At 69.1% G+C, this 18,958-nt stretch carries 20 protein-coding genes; 9 read left to right on the forward strand and 11 right to left on the reverse strand.

Features of this window, described 5'->3' with window-relative positions:
• Window positions 1-32: 32 nt before the first annotated feature.
• From RCO27_RS11620 to RCO27_RS11635, 4 genes are all read right to left on the reverse strand, one after another.
• Window positions 33-1,853 carry a DUF885 domain-containing protein gene (locus RCO27_RS11620; RefSeq protein WP_309002834.1) on the reverse strand — a complete coding sequence of 607 codons (1,821 nt, stop codon included), beginning with the start codon at window positions 1,851-1,853 and terminating at the stop codon, window positions 33-35.
• A gap of 73 nt (window positions 1,854-1,926) precedes the next feature.
• Window positions 1,927-2,592, reverse strand: a complete 666-nt coding sequence (locus RCO27_RS11625; protein WP_309003206.1) for a 2OG-Fe(II) oxygenase — start codon at window positions 2,590-2,592, stop codon at window positions 1,927-1,929.
• A 108-nt stretch (window positions 2,593-2,700) separates the two neighbouring features.
• Complete coding sequence (locus tag RCO27_RS11630; protein ID WP_309002835.1) at window positions 2,701-3,534, reverse strand: RcnB family protein; 834 nt, start codon at window positions 3,532-3,534, stop codon at window positions 2,701-2,703.
• 118 nt (window positions 3,535-3,652) lie between these two features.
• A complete protein-coding gene (locus RCO27_RS11635) occupies window positions 3,653-4,240 on the reverse strand; it encodes a 2Fe-2S iron-sulfur cluster-binding protein (protein WP_309002836.1) in 588 nt (195 codons plus the stop codon).
• A gap of 28 nt (window positions 4,241-4,268) precedes the next feature.
• On the opposite strand from RCO27_RS11635, the gene RCO27_RS11640 reads away from it, so the two are divergent.
• Both RCO27_RS11640 and RCO27_RS11645 read left to right on the forward strand, forming a co-directional pair.
• Complete coding sequence (locus tag RCO27_RS11640; protein WP_309002837.1) at window positions 4,269-5,084, forward strand: crotonase/enoyl-CoA hydratase family protein; 816 nt, start codon at window positions 4,269-4,271, stop codon at window positions 5,082-5,084.
• Window positions 5,085-5,150: 66 nt separating this feature from the next.
• A complete protein-coding gene (locus tag RCO27_RS11645; RefSeq protein WP_309002838.1) occupies window positions 5,151-6,530 on the forward strand; it encodes a tetratricopeptide repeat protein in 1,380 nt (459 codons plus the stop codon).
• Window positions 6,531-6,542: 12 nt separating this feature from the next.
• Here RCO27_RS11645 and RCO27_RS11650 read toward each other — a convergent pair whose 3' ends face one another.
• Window positions 6,543-6,938 (reverse strand): VOC family protein, encoded by a 396-nt coding sequence (locus RCO27_RS11650; RefSeq protein WP_309002839.1) that lies wholly within the window; start codon window positions 6,936-6,938, stop codon window positions 6,543-6,545.
• Window positions 6,939-7,089: 151 nt separating this feature from the next.
• Between RCO27_RS11650 and RCO27_RS11655 the strand changes: the two genes are divergently transcribed.
• Window positions 7,090-8,106, forward strand: coding sequence for a magnesium transporter (locus tag RCO27_RS11655; RefSeq protein ID WP_309002840.1), 1,017 nt, complete (start codon window positions 7,090-7,092; stop codon window positions 8,104-8,106).
• A 62-nt stretch (window positions 8,107-8,168) separates the two neighbouring features.
• Here RCO27_RS11655 and RCO27_RS11660 read toward each other — a convergent pair whose 3' ends face one another.
• Window positions 8,169-9,146 (reverse strand): FecR domain-containing protein, encoded by a 978-nt coding sequence (locus tag RCO27_RS11660; protein ID WP_309002841.1) that lies wholly within the window; start codon window positions 9,144-9,146, stop codon window positions 8,169-8,171.
• A 207-nt stretch (window positions 9,147-9,353) separates the two neighbouring features.
• Here RCO27_RS11660 and RCO27_RS11665 point away from each other — a divergent pair, with 207 nt between their 5' ends.
• The 5 genes from RCO27_RS11665 to RCO27_RS11685 all read left to right on the forward strand — a co-directional run bounded on the left by RCO27_RS11665 (window position 9,354) and on the right by RCO27_RS11685 (window position 13,699).
• Complete coding sequence (locus RCO27_RS11665) at window positions 9,354-10,016, forward strand: hypothetical protein (protein ID WP_309002842.1); 663 nt, start codon at window positions 9,354-9,356, stop codon at window positions 10,014-10,016.
• A gap of 231 nt (window positions 10,017-10,247) precedes the next feature.
• Window positions 10,248-11,018, forward strand: a complete 771-nt coding sequence (locus tag RCO27_RS11670; protein ID WP_309002843.1) for a hypothetical protein — start codon at window positions 10,248-10,250, stop codon at window positions 11,016-11,018.
• Window positions 11,019-11,268: 250 nt separating this feature from the next.
• Window positions 11,269-12,594, forward strand: a complete 1,326-nt coding sequence (locus RCO27_RS11675) for a DEAD/DEAH box helicase (protein ID WP_309002844.1) — start codon at window positions 11,269-11,271, stop codon at window positions 12,592-12,594.
• Between the two features lie 118 nt (window positions 12,595-12,712).
• Window positions 12,713-12,919, forward strand: a complete 207-nt coding sequence (rpsU, locus tag RCO27_RS11680) for a 30S ribosomal protein S21 (protein WP_010126124.1) — start codon at window positions 12,713-12,715, stop codon at window positions 12,917-12,919.
• A gap of 165 nt (window positions 12,920-13,084) precedes the next feature.
• Window positions 13,085-13,699, forward strand: a complete 615-nt coding sequence (locus tag RCO27_RS11685; protein ID WP_309002845.1) for an FKBP-type peptidyl-prolyl cis-trans isomerase — start codon at window positions 13,085-13,087, stop codon at window positions 13,697-13,699.
• 116 nt (window positions 13,700-13,815) lie between these two features.
• On the opposite strand, the gene RCO27_RS11690 is transcribed toward RCO27_RS11685, so the two are convergent.
• The 5 genes from RCO27_RS11690 to pyrE form a co-directional block, all read right to left on the reverse strand.
• Window positions 13,816-14,898: an AI-2E family transporter gene (locus RCO27_RS11690; protein WP_309002846.1), complete on the reverse strand. Its 1,083-nt coding sequence runs from the start codon at window positions 14,896-14,898 to the stop codon at window positions 13,816-13,818.
• Window positions 14,895-15,824, reverse strand: coding sequence for a signal peptidase I (gene lepB, locus RCO27_RS11695; RefSeq protein ID WP_309002847.1), 930 nt, complete (start codon window positions 15,822-15,824; stop codon window positions 14,895-14,897). The genes RCO27_RS11690 and lepB overlap by 4 nt, the downstream gene beginning before the upstream one ends.
• Window positions 15,821-16,234, reverse strand: a complete 414-nt coding sequence (acpS, locus tag RCO27_RS11700) for a holo-ACP synthase (RefSeq protein WP_309002848.1) — start codon at window positions 16,232-16,234, stop codon at window positions 15,821-15,823. Before acpS ends, lepB begins: the two co-directional genes overlap by 4 nt.
• Window positions 16,235-16,352: 118 nt before the next feature.
• Window positions 16,353-17,084 carry a pyridoxine 5'-phosphate synthase gene (locus RCO27_RS11705; RefSeq protein WP_309002849.1) on the reverse strand — a complete coding sequence of 244 codons (732 nt, stop codon included), beginning with the start codon at window positions 17,082-17,084 and terminating at the stop codon, window positions 16,353-16,355.
• Window positions 17,081-17,689, reverse strand: a complete 609-nt coding sequence (gene pyrE / locus RCO27_RS11710; protein ID WP_309002850.1) for an orotate phosphoribosyltransferase — start codon at window positions 17,687-17,689, stop codon at window positions 17,081-17,083. Before pyrE ends, RCO27_RS11705 begins: the two co-directional genes overlap by 4 nt.
• A gap of 236 nt (window positions 17,690-17,925) precedes the next feature.
• Here pyrE and coxB point away from each other — a divergent pair, with 236 nt between their 5' ends.
• The gene (gene coxB / locus RCO27_RS11715) at window positions 17,926-18,948 is read left to right on the forward strand and encodes a cytochrome c oxidase subunit II (protein ID WP_309002851.1); all 1,023 of its coding nucleotides are present in this window, start codon (window positions 17,926-17,928) and stop codon (window positions 18,946-18,948) included.
• Window positions 18,949-18,958: the final 10 nt, after the last annotated feature.

Below are 18,958 nucleotides of genomic sequence, written 5' to 3' on the forward strand. Positions count from 1 at the left end.
ATTCATCGTCAAAGTCTCCAATCGAACGGGGGTCAGCTGGCGCGGCGGGCAGCGATCCAGTCGTCGATCTTGCGCTCCAGCACGGGCAACGGCAGCGCCCCGGTCATCAACACCTGGGCGTGGAAGTCCTTGAGGTCGAAGCGCGGCCCGAGCGCCTGCTCGGCGCGGGCGCGCAGCTCCAGGATCTTCATCTGGCCGATCTTGTAGGCGAGCGCCTGGCCGGGAATGGCGATGTAGCGCTCGACCTCGGCGACGACCTCGGTGCGGCTCATGCCACTATTGCTCAGCATGTACTGGATCGCCTGGTCACGGGTCCAGCCCTTGGAATGGATGCCGGTGTCGACGACGAGACGCATCGCGCGCAGCATCTCATCGTTGAGTCCGCCGAAGCGCTGATAGGGATCGGTCTCGACGCCGAGCTCGTCCCAGAGCGTTTCGGCGTAGAGCGCCCAGCCCTCGACGAAGGCGGTGTTGCCGCCGAAGCGCATGAAATTGGGCAGCGCCTCGTTCTCGGCCGCGAGCATGATCTGGAAATGATGGCCGGGCGAGCCCTCGTGCAGGTAGAGCGTCTCCATGCCGGAGGTGCGGCGCGACGGCAGGTCATAGGCATTGTAGTAGAAGATGCCCGGCCGCGCCCCGTCGGGCGTACCGTCCTGGTAGGAGCCGCCCGCTTCGGTCCGCTCGCGGAACGCCTCGACCTCGCGGATCTCGAGCGGCGCGCGCGGGATGGTCGAGAAAATCTCGCGGATGCGCCCGTCGACCCGGCGCCCGATCTCGTAATAATGCTCGCGCAGCCATTCGCGGCTCTGCGGCTCGAAGCGCCGGTCGGTGCGGATGAACTCGAAGAAGGCGGGAAGATCGCCCGAGAAATTGGTGCGGCGGCGGATCGCGTCCATCTCGCCGCGGATGCGCGCGACCTCGCCGAGGCCGATGTTGTGGACCGCGTCGGCGGTGAGCGGCAGAGTCGTATTCTCCTCGACGAGCCGGGCGTAGAGCCGGTCGCCGCCGCGCATCGAGCTGAGGCCGACCTGGTCGCGGGCGCGCGGCAGATATTCGTTGTGCAGGAAGTCGCGCAGCCGCTGGTGCGCCGGATAGATTTCGTCGCGCACGACGGCGAGCAGCTCGGTCCTTAGTCGCGCACGATCGGCCTCGGGGATCGAATCGGCGAAGGTGCGCGCCGGCCCGAGCAGCGGCGATTGCTCCGGCGTCTCGCGCAGCTGGGTGTCGAGCTGGTCGACGACGTTGCGGATGGTGAGCTTGGTCTCGACCACGCCGGAGGCAAGTCCTTCACGGAAGCGGCCGATCGCCCGGTCGATCAGCCGGGCATATTGGTGATGGCGCCGGACATTGTTGTCATAGTCCTGGACGGTCCGGAACGGCGCCGCACCTTGGCCCGAGGCGAAGGTCGGGTAGAAGGTGTGGAAGCCGAAGAAGTGGTTGATCGGCCGCACCCGGGTCAGCGCCAACATGTCGGGTTCGTAGTCGGCGAGGTCCTCGCGCCGCTGATGCTGGAACACATCGTAGGCGAGCTGGTCGGTCGGGCTCAGCATATTGCGATCGATCGCGGCGAGGGCGGCGAGGTCCTGCTCGGCCGCGCCCTTCTCGGCGGCGTCATGCGCATCGGTCAGATAATCGCCGAGCTGATCGGCATAGCGCATGTCGCCGCGGAACAGCGCCGACAGCGGATTGCGCCGGAGATTCGCCTCGTCGCTCTCGTGGAACAGCCGGCGCAGCCGTTCGCCCGCGCTTTCGGACGCTTGCGCAGCGGCGGGCGGCGCGGTCTGGGCCGTCGCGGACAGGGCCGGAACGACGGCGAGGCAGGCGGCAGCGAGAAGAGCGGCGCGACGAGTCATGAGCAAGGACCCCAAACAGGTGTAGGGGTGTCTTAAGACAGCGCAACCCGGTGGGCAATCGCGTTCGCATGGGTCAATAGGTCGGCGCCGACCAGGCGCCCCAGGGGCGTTCGCGGTGCCATTTGGTGATGACGTATTTGACGCCCTCGATCACCGGCAGGCCCTGGTGCAGCGAATAGGGATTGGGCAGGCCATAAGCGTCGAGATTGTTCCAGATCAGCAGGTTGCCCGCCCGCGGCGCGATCTTGAGGTCGAGCGACGGGAAGGCGGTCTGGCCGCCGGCGGCCGGCGTGTTCAGGAACACCATCGCGGTCCAGGTGCGCTGGCCGCCGCTCCGGTCCATCTCTTCCCAATAGGGCTGGTCGGTCAGGAAATAATCGTGGTGCGGCTTGAACTGCTGGCCGACCGCGTAGCGCTGCCCCTGGATCGTCTCGCCATGGGTGGCGGCGATGCCGGTGAGCAGACGGATCCTGGCCTCGACCTGGAGGACCATCCGGTCGCGCGGATCGAGATCGCAGCTCTCGCTGGTGCGGAACTCCGGATCGTCGGTCGGCGAGAGCAACTGCGAGGGCTTGCGCCGGGCGTCGATCTGCCGGACGAGGGCGGCGCATTCCGCCGCGGTCAGGAAGTCGCGGGCGACGAAGATGTCGAGACGGTGCGCCGGCAGCTTGAGCACGCCCGGATCGGCCGCGAGCCGGTCGCGCACCTGGGTGCCGATGTCGATCTTGTAGTCGGGCATGGACAAGCGTGCGCGTCTTGCCGCAGATCGCGCCGGCCTGACAAGCGAAAAGCCCGGAGCGCGTCGCCGCGCCCCGGGCCCTGACCCCTCCCGGAGGAGAGCTGTCGCCTACCAGAAGAAGTCGTGGATCACGTCGATGACTTCGCCGGTATAGGTGTCGACGAGCAGCACGTCGCCATAGTAGCGCACCCACTGCGCCCCGTAAGGGGCCGGTGGCAGGCGGTACTGCCACGGATCGCCGATCCAGTAGCGCTGGTCGTAGAAGAGCGGCTGCAGCAGGAAGCCGATCGACAGGCGGGAATAGTTCCAGCCGCGATAGGGTGCGTAGTAGCGCGGCAGCCGGTAGGCGCCCCGGTTGCGGTAGCGCCAGCCCTGCCAGTCGTAGCGCCGGTCGTTGCGCCAGCCGCGGTTCCAGTCGCGGTCCCGGCGCCGGTCGTTGCGCCAGTCGCGCCGATTGTCCCGACGGTCGTCCCGCCAATCGCGACGGTCGCGGTCGCGGTCCCACTGGCGCCAGTCATTGCCGTCCCGGCGCGCGTCGCGGATCGCGTCTCGGCGCTGCTCGCGCGTGCCGGAGCGGATCGCGTTCTCCTGCGCGCGGCGATTGTAGCGGTCCGCATCGCGCCGGAACTCCGGCGTGTTCGGGCCCTGCCAGCCGCGCTGATAGCCGCTCGGCCGGGTGCCGCGGTCGCCGCGGCGCCCCTCGCCACGCCGGCCTTCGCCTTGGGCCACCTGGGCCGGCGGCTGGGCCGCACGCTGGGCCTGGCGAGCCTCTTGTCGAGCCTCCTGCCGCGCCTGGCGTTGGCCGGAACGCTGCTGGTTGCGCTGTTCGAGCCGCTGATAATGTTCCTGGACGCGCTGGGCGCGGTCGCCGCGCTGCGCTTCGGCCGCAACCGGCGTGATCGCCGTCGCTGCCAAGATCAACCCAATCAATGCCTTTCGCATCGAGCTTACTCCTTGCACGCGGGCGCACCTCGCCCCCGTTATGCCGCCATTTGTGCCAAATCGCCGATGAGCGGCCGCTGAACCGCCCGGTCAGCAAGATGCAAGGAATGCACCATGCTCAGCGCTGCGGCGCCGGCACCGGCACCGGCGGAACGAGCGCCGGCACGGCACGGGCGGCGTCGGCGGGGTCGATGCCGGGCGGCGGGGCGGCGACCGCCGGCTCTGCCCCGGCCTTGATCCGGGCGGCGCGCCGGATCGCCTCGCGCAGCCGTGGATAGACACCGCAGCGGCAGATATTGGTGATTGCCGCGTCGATCTGGGCATCGGTCGGGCTGTCGTTGCGGTCGACCAGGGCCGCGGCGGCCATGATCATGCCGGGGATGCAGTAGCCGCATTGCGGCACCGAGTCGGTGACGTTGCCGTCTTCGTCCGCGACGCCGGCAAAGGCCTGCTGCACCGGATGGGACCGATCGCGCGACAGGCCCTCGATGGTGACGACGAAGCTGCCCTCGATCCCGCCGATCGGCACCCGGCAGCTCCGCACCGCATTGCCGTCGACATGGACGGTGCAGGCCCCGCAATGGCCGGTGCCGCAGCCATATTTGGTGCCGGTGAGATTGGACGCCTCACGGAGCGCCCACAGGAGCGGCGTCTCCGGATCCATCCGATAGTGGACGGGCTGGCCGTTCACGGTAAAGCGGGACATGACGCGCTTCTAGGCGGGGAGAGGATTCATGGGAAGCGAGCGGATCGAGGTCGGGATCGCGGACGGCGTCGCCCATGTCGCGCTCGCCCGGCCGGACAAGTTCAACGCGATGGACCAGGAGATGTTCGCCGCGATCGGCGACGCGTTCCGGGCGCTCGGGCGCGATTCCGCGGTGCGCGCCATCCTGCTTGCCGGCCAGGGCAGGCATTTCACCGCCGGGCTCGACCTCGACTATGCCTCCAGGCAGTTCCCGCCGAGCCAGGATCCCGGCCGCGCGGCCGAGGCGCGCCTCAGGCATATCGAATGGCTGCAGGACGCGTTCAGCGCGGTCGAGGACGCGCGGCCCCCGGTGGTCGCGGCGATCCAGGGCGGCTGCATCGGCGCGGGCGTCGACCTCGCCAGCGCCTGCGACCTCAGGATCGCTGCCCAGGACGCCTTCTTCCAGGTCGCCGAGGTGGACGTGGCGATCACCGCCGACCTCGGCACGCTGCAGCGGCTCGGGCACCTGATCCCGCAGGGGATCTTGCGCGAGCTCACCTATACCGGCCGGCGGATGGGGGCGGAAGAGGCGGCGCGCTTCGGTCTCGTCAACCGGGTCGAGGCGGACGCGGCGGATGCGCTGGCGGCCGGCCTGGAGCTGGCGCGGACGATCGCCGCCAAGTCGCCGCTCGCCGTGGCCGGGGCCAAGCGCAGTCTCAACTACAGCCGCGGCCGGCCGGTCGAGGAGGGCCTGCGCGACGTCGCCACCTGGAACGCGGCGACACTGGTCAGCGCCGATCTCGGCGAGGCGATCCGCGCCCGGCTCGGCAAGACCGAGCCCGGTTTCGGCCCGCTCGCCGATTGAACCGCGCCGCTGGCCGGGAATGGCCGGCGCGTCTATGATCGCCGCCGGCCTCGGGGGGAGGGCAGCATGCGGGGATGGATTCGGTTTGCGCTGGGTCTGGCGGCATTTGCCGCCGGCAATTCGGCGGTGGCGCAAGACAGCGTGGCGGGCACCGCCGGCACCTATATCGTCGAACGGATGGAAACGGCCTCGGCGCTGGAGCTGGGCGAAGACGGTCGGTTCCGCTGGGGATTCAGCTACGGCGCGCTCGATATGATCGCCGAGGGGCGCTGGCGCCGCGACGGCGATGCGGTGGTGCTCGACACCGAGCCGGCAGTCACGCCGCCGCGTTTCGAGATGATCGCGACCGAGGCCGGGCGCGGGCCGCTGACCGTGCGGATCGAGGACGCGAACGGCACGCGGGCGCACTATCTCGACGTCGTCGCCGAATATGAGGGCGGTGAGGGTGATTTCGGATTCCAGGACGGCGATGCCTTCGCCTTCGAGCCATCGGAGCGACGGATCGTCGCGGTCCGGCTCGGCAGCCAGGCGTTCGGCTTTCTGTCGGAACCGTTCCCGGTGCCGGAAGGCACCCGGCGGATGCGGTTCCGTTTCCTGCCCGGCGACCTCGGCCGCGGCGATTTCCGCGGCACCCGCGCGACGATCGAAGGCGACGCATTGCTCCTGCCCGTGCTCGGCGAGCCGCTGCGCTACCGCCGGCTGTCGGCGGAGGAGCTGGCGGCCTCCCAGGGCGTGGTCGACGACATCGCGGCGGAGGCCGGGAGGCTCGCGACGGAGAATTCCGACTGGGCGACGTGCCTCGGCGACGCCGGGCAATATTCGCCCGCGCAGGCGATGGCCGGCTGCACCGCGCTGATCGACGGGGACGCGCTTGCGGCCGACGAGAAGTCCGCGCCGCATTTTTACCGCGGCAACCTGCGGTTCGACAGCGGCGACTATCAGGGCGCGATCGCAGACTTCAGCGCGGTGCTTGTCGCCTATCCGGACTATGCCGGGGCCTATGACGGTCTCGCGGACTCCCATCGGCAGCTCGGCGACTATGCGCGCGCCGCCGCCGAGTCCCGCACGGCCGCCCGGCTGGCGCCCGAGGACCCGGACATCCTCAACGGCCTGTGCTGGCATCTCGCGCTCGCCGGCGAGGAGCTCGACCGGGCACGGGAGGCCTGCGACCGGGGGCTCGCCCTTCGCCCGGACGATCCCGACACGCTCGACAGCCGCGGCTTCGTCGGCCTCGTGCAGCGACGGTTCAACGATGCCTGGACGGACTTCGATGCCGCTGTCCGCTTGGGCGACGGGCATGAGAACCAGGCGAGCTTCCTCTACGGGCGGGGCGTTGCCGCGCTCAGGCTCGGACGCACCGCGGACGGCCAGGCGGACCTGGCGCGCGCGGCGGCAATCGACGCCGAGATCGCCGCTGCTTACGCCCGATATGGCGTGCAGCCCTGAATAAGGTCCGGATCAGAAGCTGATCCGCACGCTGGCGTCGGACCGCTCGTGCGGGCCATGATAGACGACCTCGACATTGTTGCCGTCGGGATCGAAGGCGAAGGCGGCGTAATAGCCCGGATGGTAGGCCCGTTCGCCGGGCGGGCCATTGTCGCGGCCGCCGGCGGCGAGCACGGCGCGGTGGAACGCGTCGACCGCCGCCTGGTCCTTCGCCTGGAAAGCGAAATGGACCGCCGTCTGCGGCTCGCCCCGATCGACCCAGAGCTCGTCCGCGTAGAAATGGCCGTCGCCCGGGACGAGCGGTATGCCGAGCGCCTCCATCGCCGCCTGGTAGAAGCGCCGCGAGGCCTCGAGATCGCGGGCGTGGAGGTGGAGATGGTCGATCAGACGACCGCGGTGGAGCTCCATGTCCTGCATCCTTCCTTTTCCGTTCGCCGGCAAACGCGCCGGGGCCTGATCGGGTTCATGCCGGCGCCTTTGTCGGCCCAAACGGCAGCCCCGTCGAAAAGGCGCCGCCGCGGCTTGCCCGCCGAAAGCGCCCCCGCCAGGGTCCGCGGCCATGACCCATCAGAGTGTCCCCGCCCTCACCATCTCGCCAGAGACCGACGCTACCATCGTCGCCGATCTCATGTCGCCGCCGATCGGCATGTTCACCGCCGACCTCACCGTCGCCGAGACGGTGGCGCGGCTGCGCGATCTCTCGAACGAAGGGGTGATCACCTATTGCTATGTCGTCGACGGCGACGGCCGGCTCGAGGGGCTGGTGGTGATGCGCGACATGCTGCTCGCCGCCCCACAGGCGACATTGGGCGAGATCATGCTTCCCGAACCCTATGCGCTGGCCGAGACCAAGAAGCTCGAAAAGGCGCTGAAGGCGGCGCTCGCCCGCCACTATCCGGTCTATCCGGTGGTCAATGACGCGGGCGTGCTCACCGGCCTCGTGCGCGGCGAGGAGCTGTTTGCAGAGCAGGCGATCGAGATCAGCGCCCAGGCCGGCAAGATGGTCGGCGTCGAGAAGGAGGAGCGGCTGACCACCCCCCTCTCCCGCAGCCTGAAGCTGCGCCATCCCTGGCTCCAGCTCAACCTCGTCACCGCCTTTGTCGCGGCGGCGGTGGTGGGCGTGTTCGAGGAAACGCTGTCGCAGCTCGTGATCCTCGCCGTGTTCCTGCCCGTCATGGCAGGCCAGTCCGGCAATACCGGCTGCCAGGCGCTCGCCGTCACGCTGCGCGGCATGACGCTGGGCGAGCTGAAACCCGATCTCGTCTCCCGCCTCGTCCTCAAGGAAGGGGCGCTCGGCTTCTTCAACGGCCTGTTCGTCGGCGCGACGGCGGGGCTCGGCATGGTCGTCTATGCGGGCATGCAGGGCGAGGCGCAGCCCTGGGCGATGGGCCTGGTCGTGATGGTCGCGATGGTGGTGAGCTGCATCGCCAGCGGGCTCGCCGGCGCGCTCATCCCGCTCACCCTCAAGCGGTTCGGCGCGGATCCGGCGACGGCGTCGGGCATCTTCCTCACCACCGCGAGCGACGTCGCGAGCATGGGCGTGTTCCTGAGCCTCGCGACCTTGCTGCTGCTCTGACGGCCGATCCAAACGTCATCCAAGGCCAGGTCAGGAACGCGAACGTCGCTACAACGCCTGCTTCATCCCGACGATGACTCGCAATCCGGGTTGATCTGTCGCGCCGGGGGCGGAAGCGCAACGCTCTGGGCTGGTCGTGGCCGCGAGACCAAGTGCGCCGCTGCAGGGGTGAATCCCCGGTCGTCGCCCGCCCGAAAGATGTCGACGAACTCAGCCCTTGCCACGTTCGAGGCACCGGCGGTGACGGGAGCGCGCGAATCGCCGTTCACGATATGGGCCGCGCGGCGGAGGGACTGGCTCTGGAACTCGTGCAAGCCCGGTTGCCAGCGAAGCCGGCGCTCGACCTCGTCCGTATCGAGGAGCGCGCAGCGCGCACCAGTCGCGGCCGTGACGAGTCTCTCGTTGCGGCGCACGACCGCCGGCCGGTCTCCGTCCAGGACCGCGACCTCGCCCTCCGCAACCGTGACCTCGACCTCGTCGCCCTTGAAACCCACCGCGAATCTGGTGCCGACGGCGCGCACGATGGTGTCGTCTATGTTGACCAGAAACGGCCTTGGATCGCCATGCCGGACCTCGAACTGGGCTTCCCCGCGGCGCAGCACGACACGCCGCGCGCTGTCGTCATAGCGGACCTGCAACGTCGAATTGCCGTTGAGCACGGCGACCGAGCCGTCGTCGAGCACCAGCCGGCGGACTTCGTCGCGTGAGGTCGTCACCCGGCCGACGAGCTGGTCATGGGCAACGGCGCCGCCGATCACGGCCATCGCGACCGACGCGGCCATCGCGAGCTGCCCCCAGTGGATCGGGAGCGTATGAGCGGCGATATCGCGCCGCGCGCCGTCATCCAGCGCCGCGACACGGCTGGCGTCGGCCCAGATCGCCTGGGCGCGGACATAGGCGCCGAGATGCCGGCTGGAGTCCGCAAGCCACTGATCGAACTGCTGTTGCTCGTCCTCGGTGAGCGGGCGTTCCGCGATACGCACGGCCCAGGACGCGGCGTCGGCCTCAACGTCGTCTTCGCTGCCAGAACCTCCGGTCATCGCGCCCGAAACCTCCGCCTAGTCGGCGGCCGTTTTTCCCAGCCGGCGTCCTCGTCAGGTGCGCCGGCTCGCAAAACGACCGCGATCATCAACCGGGTTATGCAGCGAAATGGCGGCCGTCGACAAGAACTCCATGGGTCGCCATCAACGTGCGGCTGCGCAAGGAATGAGAGGCAATGAGCACGCGAATCTGGCAGGGAGCCTGACGTGCGCACGACTCCTTCCCGCGGCACCACCGGTCTGCGTCAGTTTCTGGACCCGGAGCTGCAGCGCGACTGGCTGGACGGCAAGGCGGATTTGCCCGACGCCGACGAGCGCTCGGAGTCCCTGGAGCTGCGGTTTAAGTACGCCGCGCGCTTCCAGAAGCTGCTGCGTCGTCCGCAGGCCGAGGACGTCCTGGAGATTCTCGGGCGCTACGGCCGGAGCTGCTTGCCCCTGCCGCGCCGGACCGAGCGCCATTACTGGTCGGTGTCCTGCCTGCCGTCGACCTCCGACAAGCCGCTGGTCCGCGTCAATGCGAGCTGGATGGAGCTGTTCACGCTCTATGCGGACGGCGCGGGGCTCCGTGCGCGGTTCATCGTGCATCTTTCGGATTTCACGACGGATCGGTCCATCGAGCAGGACCATCTGGACGAAGCGTTTCTCGAAAGCTGCGTCACGACGCCAGAGGATGTCAGCCACTTCTTCCCGCGCGGTGCGGACATGTTCGGCGTCAATGTCCGGGGCGCCGCCTCGATCCGCAAGTTCCTCTCCTCCCCGCGTGGGCTGCGCGCCATCCGGACGTTCAACCTAACCCACATGAACCGCGGCCGGAACGCTTACCAGGCGAGCCACTGCTACAGCGTGGCGGATCATATGGTGGGAGATTGAGACTTGGGGACGCACCCTAGCCGAACATATCGCGTCGGCGGATGTCGGCTTTCGACCCATTGCGGACGTGGCTCCCCTCCCTGCAAGGGAGAGGAATAAGCGGCTGCTTTCCACCCATTGCGGACATTCTGCGCCGCCGGCCGTCCGGCTTGCCACATGCCTGGCGCCAAACTATCCCCTGTTCCCGTAGCCTCGGGTTCTGGTCCCGCGGACATCGCCACCGAAGACCCATTGTTTCAGCCGAGGCCCGTTCCAGCTATTCCTTCCGACGGTCGGGTCCGCACCGGGTTCGGGCGCCGCGCCCTCGGCCTCGCCCTGACCCTGCTGATCGAAGCGCTGCTGCTGCTCCTGCTGCTCTCGCTGGGGACGGGAAGGCAGCCCGGCGTGAAGGACAGCCGCCCCACCGTGGTCAGCCTGATTCCGGAGGAAGCGCCCGAACCGGCCAGCCCGGAGCCGGAACGGCGGACGCAGGAGCGGCCCGCGACGCAGCGGCCGGAACCCGAGCGACCGCAGCCGCCGCGACCCGTCGAACCCGCCGCCGCACCGCCGCCGGTCGCCATCCTGCCGACGCCCTTTCAACTGCCGCCATCGGCCGGCGTCCCCCGGAGCCCCGACCGGCCGGCACCCCCTGCGCGGCCGGTCTACGGGCCGCCGGATATACGCAGCCCCGCCATGCGCGACACCGAGCGGGTCGGAACGGCACCCAATGGCGAGCCGCTCTATGCGGCGCAATGGTATCGCGAGCCGGACGACGTTGCGATGCGCGCCTATCTGTCGACCGCCCGCGGGCCGGGCTGGGGTCTGATCGCCTGCCGCACGGCGCCGGACTATCGGGTCGAGGATTGCGTCGCGCTCGAGGAATATCCGCAAGGGTCGCAGATCAACCGCTCGGTGCTCGCCGCGGCGTGGGAGTTCAGGGTGCGGCCGCCGCGGCTGGGGGGACGGCCACTGGTGGGCGCCTGGGTCAGGATCAGGATCGATTATGGCATCGAGCGGCGGTAGGGCCGCGGGCCTTCCCTGCTTCAAGGGGATAAACGCCGGGCAGATTGACTTTTTGCACCGCAGCATCCATATGCATCGCCCAGCGAGGCGTCATGCAGCGTGAACTGCTCCGGACCTGATCCGGAACCGGCTCCGCCTCGGTTTTCTTGAAGAGCTTCCCTTTTCACGCGGGTCGTTCAGAACCCGCCGCGTTTGCGCGCGCCGTTTGGGCTGCGCGCAGGCAACGCACGTAAGAAAGTTTAGGACTAAAATGTCTTTCGAAACCCTCGGGCTGTCGCAGCCCGTTCTCCAGGCGCTCGCCTTCAAGGGCTATGCCCAGGCGACGCCGATCCAGATGCAGGCGATCCCGACCGTGCTGACCGGCCGCGACCTGCTCGGCATCGCCCAGACCGGCACCGGCAAGACCGCGGCGTTCATGCTGCCGTCGATCGACCGGCTCGCCGCCGGCAACCGCCGCGCCAGCCCCCGCGCCTGCCGCATGCTCGTGCTCGCGCCGACGCGCGAGCTGGCCGGGCAGATCGCCGAGAGCGCGCGCGCCTATGGCCAGTTCGCCGGCATGCGTGTCGCCACCGTGTTCGGCGGCACCTCATTGGGCAAGAACCGGCAGGACGTGGCGCGCGGCGTCGATGTGCTCGTCGCCACGCCCGGCCGCCTGATCGACCTGGTCGAGCAGGGCGGCCTCACCCTGCGCGAGGTCGAGATCCTCGTCCTCGACGAGGCGGACCAGATGCTCGACCTCGGCTTCATCCACGCGCTGAAACAGATCGTGAAGATGCTGCCCCAAAAGCGCCAGACCCTGTTCTTCTCGGCGACCATGCCGAAGGCGATCAAGGAGCTGGCCGACCGGTTCCTGACCGACCCCGCCTCCGTCTCGGTCGCGCCGGCGGCGACCACCGCCGAACGGGTCGACCAATATGTGACCTTCGTCCAGCAGATGGAGAAGCAGGCGCTGCTCACCATGATGCTGCGCTGGGGCTTCTCCGAGCGCGGCAATATGGACCGCGTGCTGGTCTTCACCCGCACCAAGCATGGCGCCGACCGGGTCGTGAAGCTGCTCGCCGGCAACGGCATCGCGGCCAACGCGATCCACGGCAACAAGAGCCAGCCACAGCGCGAGCGGGCGCTGGCCGAGTTCAAGGCGGGCAAGACGCGCATCCTGGTGGCCACGGACATCGCGGCGCGGGGCATCGACGTCAGCGGCGTCTCCCACGTCATCAATTTCGAGCTGCCCAATGTCGCGGAGCAATATGTCCACCGGATCGGGCGGACAGCGCGCGCCGGCGCGGCGGGCGTCGCCATCGCCTACTGCGCGGACGACGAGAAGGCGTATCTCAAGGACATCGAGAAGCTGACCCGTCAGCGCATCGCGCTCGAGCCGTTGCCGGCCGGCTTCAATGCCGAGGCGGCGCGGATCAAGGCGAGCCGGGTCGCCCCGCCGCCCCCGTCGCGCGAGGAGCGCCGCGAGGAGGAGCAGGGCCGCCGCCGCTTTGCCCCCGCACGGGTCCAGCGCGGCCAGGGCCGTTATGCCTCGCGAGTGAAGCCGATGGGCGGCGGCCGCAGGTCGGCACGCGGCTAAGCCTTGCCTTTGCAGGGCCTGGCTGCTAGGGGCACGCCCCTGCGCCGCGGGGCCCGGGGCCTCCGGCGATTCTTTTTCAGCAATTGAACGGTTAGAACAGGAAGAGTGGCGATCCTTTATGCAAATCATCGTTCGCGATAACAATGTCGACCAGGCGCTGCGGGCGCTCAAGAAGAAGCTGCAGCGCGAAGGTGTCTATCGCGAGATGAAGCTGCGTCGCCACTACGAGAAGCCGTCTGAGAAGCGCGCCCGCGAGCGGGCCGCCGCGATCCGGCGCGCGCGCAAGCTGGAGCGCAAGCGGGCGGAGCGCGACGGCGTCCGTTGATCTCTCCTCGTCACCCCGGCGGAGGCCGGGGTCTCGTTGAGACACGCTGCGACTTCTTGTCCTGAGACCCCAGCCTTCGCTGGGGTGACGGATAGAGAGCTTCACATAATGACCGGGCGGCGATAGACCATCGCCGCCCGTTCTCGTTTGGGGGAAGCGAAGCCCATGTCCGCCGTCACCGCCGTTCCGATCCGCCCGCTCGCCAGGGGCTCGGTCCTGAAGCTCTGGATCGCGGTCGCGGTGCTGTGCGTCGCCGGCATCGCGCTGGCCTGGTTCGGCACCGGCGCGCTGCAGCGCGAGACGACCGAGACCGGCATCCAGTATCAGGTGATCGAGGCGGGCGAGGGACCAGACATCACGCCATCAGACCTCGTCCAGTTCAACATCGTCGGACGGCGCGCCGACGGCTCGCTCGCCTTCTCGACGCTGGGCCGCGAGCCGCTGACCGGCACCTCGGCGTCCGGCGGCCCGCTGCCGGTGGTGAGCCAGGGCCTGTCGATGATGCGCCGCGGCGCGCACTACCGCTTCTGGGCCCCGGCCCGCTTGGCTTTCGCCGAGCCGCCGCCGCCGAGCGAGGGCATCTCGCCGGACGAGGTGCTGAGCTTCGACGTCAATGTCGTCAACGTGCTGCCGGGTCTCGCCGGCATGCAGATGGGCCTGCCGGGCATGGGCATGGGCCCGCCCCCAGGCGCCGGCCCCGCGCCGGGCGGCGATCCGCATGCGGGCCCGCCGCCGGAATCCGGCGCGCCGGTGCTGCCCGAGGGCGGGCCGGCTCAGTAGCTCCTTTTCGTCGTCATGCCAGCGAAGGCTCGCATCCAGGCTGACTCCGAGGTCAATCTCGACTGCATCATGGACCCCAGCCTTCGCTGGGGTGACGAGTTGATGCGGCTGGGTATTTAGGCGGTCGCCCGCTTCGGCCCATCGGCCTGGTCGTCCATCGTCTTTTGCTCCAGCGCGGCCTTGATCATCGCGACGATCGGGTCGGCGAGCGCGAGGCCGAGGATGCCGAACAGGGCGCCGAAGATGAGCTGCGCGCCGAGCACCAGGGCGGGGGCGAGATCGACCGTCTTGCGCGCGACATAAGGGACGATGAGGTAGCCGTCGACCACCTGGACGACGACATAGACCGCGATCGCCCACAGGCCGGTCGGCACGTCGACCGAGAAGCCGATCAGGATGATGAGCAGGCCCGAGATGATCGCGCCGATATTGGGCAGGAAGGCGAGGATGCCGGTCAGGAGGCCGAGCAGCGCCGCCATCGGCACGCCGCCCATCATCAGCAGGAACCAGGTCCCCACGCCCTCCACCGCCATGCCGAGCAGTCGGCCGGCCATCAGGCGCCTGAGCGTGAAGCCCATCCGGTCCGAGGTGCGGAAATAGCGCTCGCGCGTCTCGCCGCTCGGCAGCATCCACGCGATGCCGCGCTCGTAGATGCGCGGCTCGACCGCGATGAACAGGCCGATGACGATGATCATGACCATGTTGGTGACCGCGCCGATCGCGCTGCTGACCGCCGAGGTCAGCCGGCCAAGCGAACTCATCGCCTGGCTGACCAGCTGCTGCGGATCGACCATGCCGACGTTGAGGCCATAGCCGGCGGCAAGCTCCATCAGTCGGGCGAGCTGCGCCATCACCGTCGCCTGGAACGCAGCGGCCTGGGCGGCGAGCTGGACGCCGGCGAACCAGATGGTGAAGACGATGAAGGCGACTGCGGCGAGGCTGACGATGAGCAGGCGCCAGCCGCGCCCGATCGGCAGCACACGGCCAAGCAGGCGGGTGCCGCCGTCGAGGATCGCGGCGAAGACGATGCCGCCGAAGATCAGGAGCAGCGGCTGGGCGAGGAAGATGACGGCAAGGACCGCGAGACCCAGCGAGAACCAGACCGCGGCCTTCTTGAGCTCCTGCCGGATGACGGGATCGCGAAGCTCCGAAGGTCCCGGGCGCTGCACGTCGGCCTGGGACACCTCGTCCTCGGTCACTGCGCGTTCCCCGGTTCGGGCGGGCCTTCGCCGGGCCTGAGCGAGGTGCCGGCGCGGCCGCCGCGCAGGGCGGTGAACCAGCTGATCGGGTTGAAGTAGCTGGAGCTGCCGTCAAGGCTGAAGGTGATGAACTCGGCGCGCCCGCCGATATTCTCCCACGGCACCGGGCCGCCGAGGCCCCGCTCGGGCGGGCCGGCCGGGAAGCGGCTGTCGGCGCTGTGGTCGCGGTTGTCGCCCATCAGGAAGACATGACCCGCCGGCACCGTGATCCGCGCAAAATCGTCCCCCTGCGAATAGCCGGAATCGATCGTGTCATAATAGCGGCCGCTCGGCAAATGCTCGCGGTAGATGGGCAGGCGGCAATAGTCGCCGCCATCCGGGCCGGTGACGCGGAAGTCGCCGAGCAGATCCGGCGCGCAGGGCAGGTTGGCGTCGATCGGCAGCATGATCGGCTCGCGCCGCTCGCGGCGGACCGGGCGGCCGTTGAGGATGAGCTGGCCGTCGATCAGCTCAATCGTGTCGCCGGGCAGGCCGATGACGCGTTTGATATAGTCAGAATTCTCGCCGGGCGGGGTCACGATGACGATGTCGCCGCGCTCGGGCATGCGACCCCACAGGCGCCCCTGCATGCGCGGCAGGATATGGAAGGAGGGCGACACCCAGGACCAGCCATAGGCATATTTGCTGACGACGAGCCGGTCGCCGACGAGCAGGCCCGGCATCATCGATTCGGACGGGATGTAGAAGGGCTTGGCGATGAAGGAGTGGAAGCCGAGCACGGCCAGCACCAGCCAGAAGATCGCCTTGATCTCCCCCCACCAGTCGGTGCCCTTCTTCTTGGGGGCAGCGGCGGGCGCGGCCGGCGCGGCCTCGTCCCGGCTTTCCGGATTCGCTTCGGCCGCGTCGTGGCGGTCGCTGTCGGTCAAAGTGGAGACTCCTCGGGCAGTGCCTCGATGACGACGACGGCCATGGCGAAAGGATGGTCGTCGGTCATCGTCAGATGAATGCGCGCGGCGTGGCCCGGCGGGATGAGCGCGTCAAGCCTCTCCTTCGCGCCGCCGGTCAGCGCCAGCGTCGGCGCGCCGCTGGGGAGATTGACGACGCCGATGTCCTTCATGAACACGCCGCGCCTGAAGCCGGTGCCGACCGCCTTGGAGAAGGCCTCCTTGGCGGCAAAGCGCTTGGCATAGGTGCCGGCGCGGGTGAACGGGCGCCGCTCCGCCCTGGCGCGCTCGGTGTCGGTGAAGACGCGATTCTGGAACCGCTCGCCGAACCGGTCGAGCGAATTCTGGATGCGCTCGATGTTGCACAGGTCGGAGCCGAGGCCGATGATCATGACGGCCCCAACAGGCCGTCATTGCGAGGAGCCGAAGGCGACGCGGCAATCCAGATACGGCAGGCACCCAGTCTGGATTGCTTCGCTTTGCTCGCAATGACGGCGAGGAGGAGGCTGCTCATCCACGCGCCTCGTCCATGAGCGCGCGCATGCGGCGAACGCTGGCGTCGAGGCCGATGAAGATCGCCTCGCCGATCAGGAAATGGCCGATGTTGAGCTCGGCGATCTGAGGGATGGCGGCGATCGGCTGGACATTGTCGTAGGTGAGGCCGTGGCCGGCATGGGGCTCGATGCCGTTCTTGGCCGCGAGCGCAGCCGCATCGGCGATGCGGCGCAGTTCGGCGGCGCGTTCGTCGCCCTCGGCATGGGCGTAGCGGCCGGTGTGGAACTCGACGACGGGGGCGCCGAGGAGCATCGCCGCCTCGATCTGGCGCGGGTCCGGCTCGATGAACAGGCTGACGCGAATGCCGGCGTCCGACAACCGCGAGATAAGCGGCTGGAGATGATTGTGCTGGCGCGCGGCATTGAGGCCGCCTTCCGTGGTCACCTCCTCGCGCCGTTCGGGGACGATGCAGGCGGCTTGGGGGCGGTGCTTGAGCGCGAGCGCCACCATCTCCTCCGTCGCCGCCATCTCCATGTTGAGCGGCAGCGCGATCGCGCCGATCAGATGGGCGATGTCCTCGTCGATGATGTGGCGCCGGTCCTCGCGCAGGTGCGCGGTGATGCCGTCGGCGCCGGCGGCCTGGGCGACTTGGGCGGCGCGAATCGGGTCCGGATAGACGCCGCCGCGCGCGTTCCGGATGGTCGCGACGTGATCGATGTTGACGCCGAGGCGGAGGTGGTTGGTCACGCCGCCCCTTCGGCTGCGCTCAGGACATGCTTGCGGCTCCCCGGTTTCTCGGCGGGAATTGCAGCCAACTCCGGGGGAAGCTCGGCGGGATCGTAGCTCGGCACGTTGAGGGCGACGAGCGGGAAGAAGGGCACGCCCATGTCGGCGGCGCCGGCCGACCGGTCGATCAGGGACGCGGCGGCGATCACCTCGCCGCCCGCCTCGGCGACGGCCTGCATCGCCTCACGTGACGAGAGACCGGTCGTCACCACGTCCTCGACCAGCAGCACCTTCTGCCCCTCGTTCAGGCGGAAGCCGCGCCTGAGCTCGAACCTGCCGGTCGGCCGCTCGACGAAGATCGCCTCGACGCCCAGCGCTCGGCCCATCTCATGGCCGATGATCACGCCGCCCATGGCGGGGGAGACGACGATCCCGATCTGGGAACGCAGCTCGCGCGGGATCCGGGCGGCGAGCGCGCTGGCGAGGCGCGACGCGCGCTCGGGGTCCATCAGCACGCGCGCGCATTGCAGGTAGCGGGGGCTGTGCAGGCCCGATGATAGGATGAAATGCCCCTCCAGGAGCGCGCCGGCGGCGCGGAATTCGGCGAGGACGTCGTCGTCGGTCACGTCGGTTTCCCGTGGATTCCTGCTTGCAGAAGGGTGCGCAATTGATAGGGAGGCGCGGGCGACGCTGCAAGCGTTCCCCTTTGCAACGCAACATGCTTGAGGGACCGGGGTGCCCTGCCTATAAGGCGCGGCGTCACGCCCGGAGACAAGGACCGAATCCAGCCACCCCAGGGGCTGCTACAGGGGTTTCGATGAAGATTCTTTTCAAGGCTCTAGCCATAGGCGCCGCATTCGGCATGGCGCCTGCCGCGATCGCCGCGGTGCCGGCCGCACCCGCTGCCGCGCCGACCGCCAATGCTGCCGCGCCCGCTCCGGGCGCTCCCGCCGGCAATGAGGCGGCCGCCGCCAACGTCTCCGTTCCCGCCCCCGAGGCGACCGCGCCGACGCCGGGCATCGGCCAGCCCGACGGCCGCTACGGCCTGCAGGACCAGGTGACTCCGATCGGCGAGGAAGCGCTTTTCTTCCACGACGTGATCCTGCTGCCGCTCATCACCATCATCTCCCTCTTCGTTCTGTTCCTGCTCGGCTGGGTGATCATCCGCTACCGCCAGGCCGCGAACCCGACGCCCTCGCGCAACACCCACAACACCCTGCTCGAGGTCGTCTGGACGCTGGTGCCGGTGCTGATCCTGGTCGCGATCGCGGTGCCCTCGATCCGCCTGCTCGCCCACCAGTACGATCCGCCGCAGGCCGACATCACGGTGAAGGCGATCGGCAACCAGTGGTACTGGGAATATGAGTATCCCGACCATGGCGTGAACCTCGTCTCCAACATGCTGCCGAACGAGGAGGCCGACGCCCGCGGCGAGCCGCACCAGCTCGCGGTCGACGAGCGCATGGTCGTTCCGGTCGGCGCGACCGTGAAGATGATCGTCACCTCCAACGACGTCATTCACGCCTGGGGCGTCCCCGCCTTCTGGGCGAAGATCGACGCTGTTCCGGGCCGGCTCAACGAGACCTGGTTCCGCACCGACCGGCCGGGCGTCTATTACGGCGTCTGCTACGAGCTGTGCGGCGCCCGCCACGGCTATATGCCGATCGCGGTCGAGGTCGTCAGCCGCGAGCGCTTCGCGCAGTGGGTCGCCTCGAAGGGCGGCACCATGCCCGGCGCCGAGCCCACGGCGGCCGCTCCGGCGGCGCCGGCAGTGGCTCCGGCCGGGACGGAAACCGCCGAGAGCAATACGGCGGCACCCGCCGCCAACAATGCCGCGACGGCCGAAGCGCCGGCGACCACCAACCAAAGCGCTCCTGCGAACTGAGGCGGCGAGA

Source organism: Sphingosinicella sp. LHD-64 (assembly GCF_031157375.1).
Taxonomy (GTDB): Bacteria; Pseudomonadota; Alphaproteobacteria; order Sphingomonadales; family Sphingomonadaceae; genus Allosphingosinicella.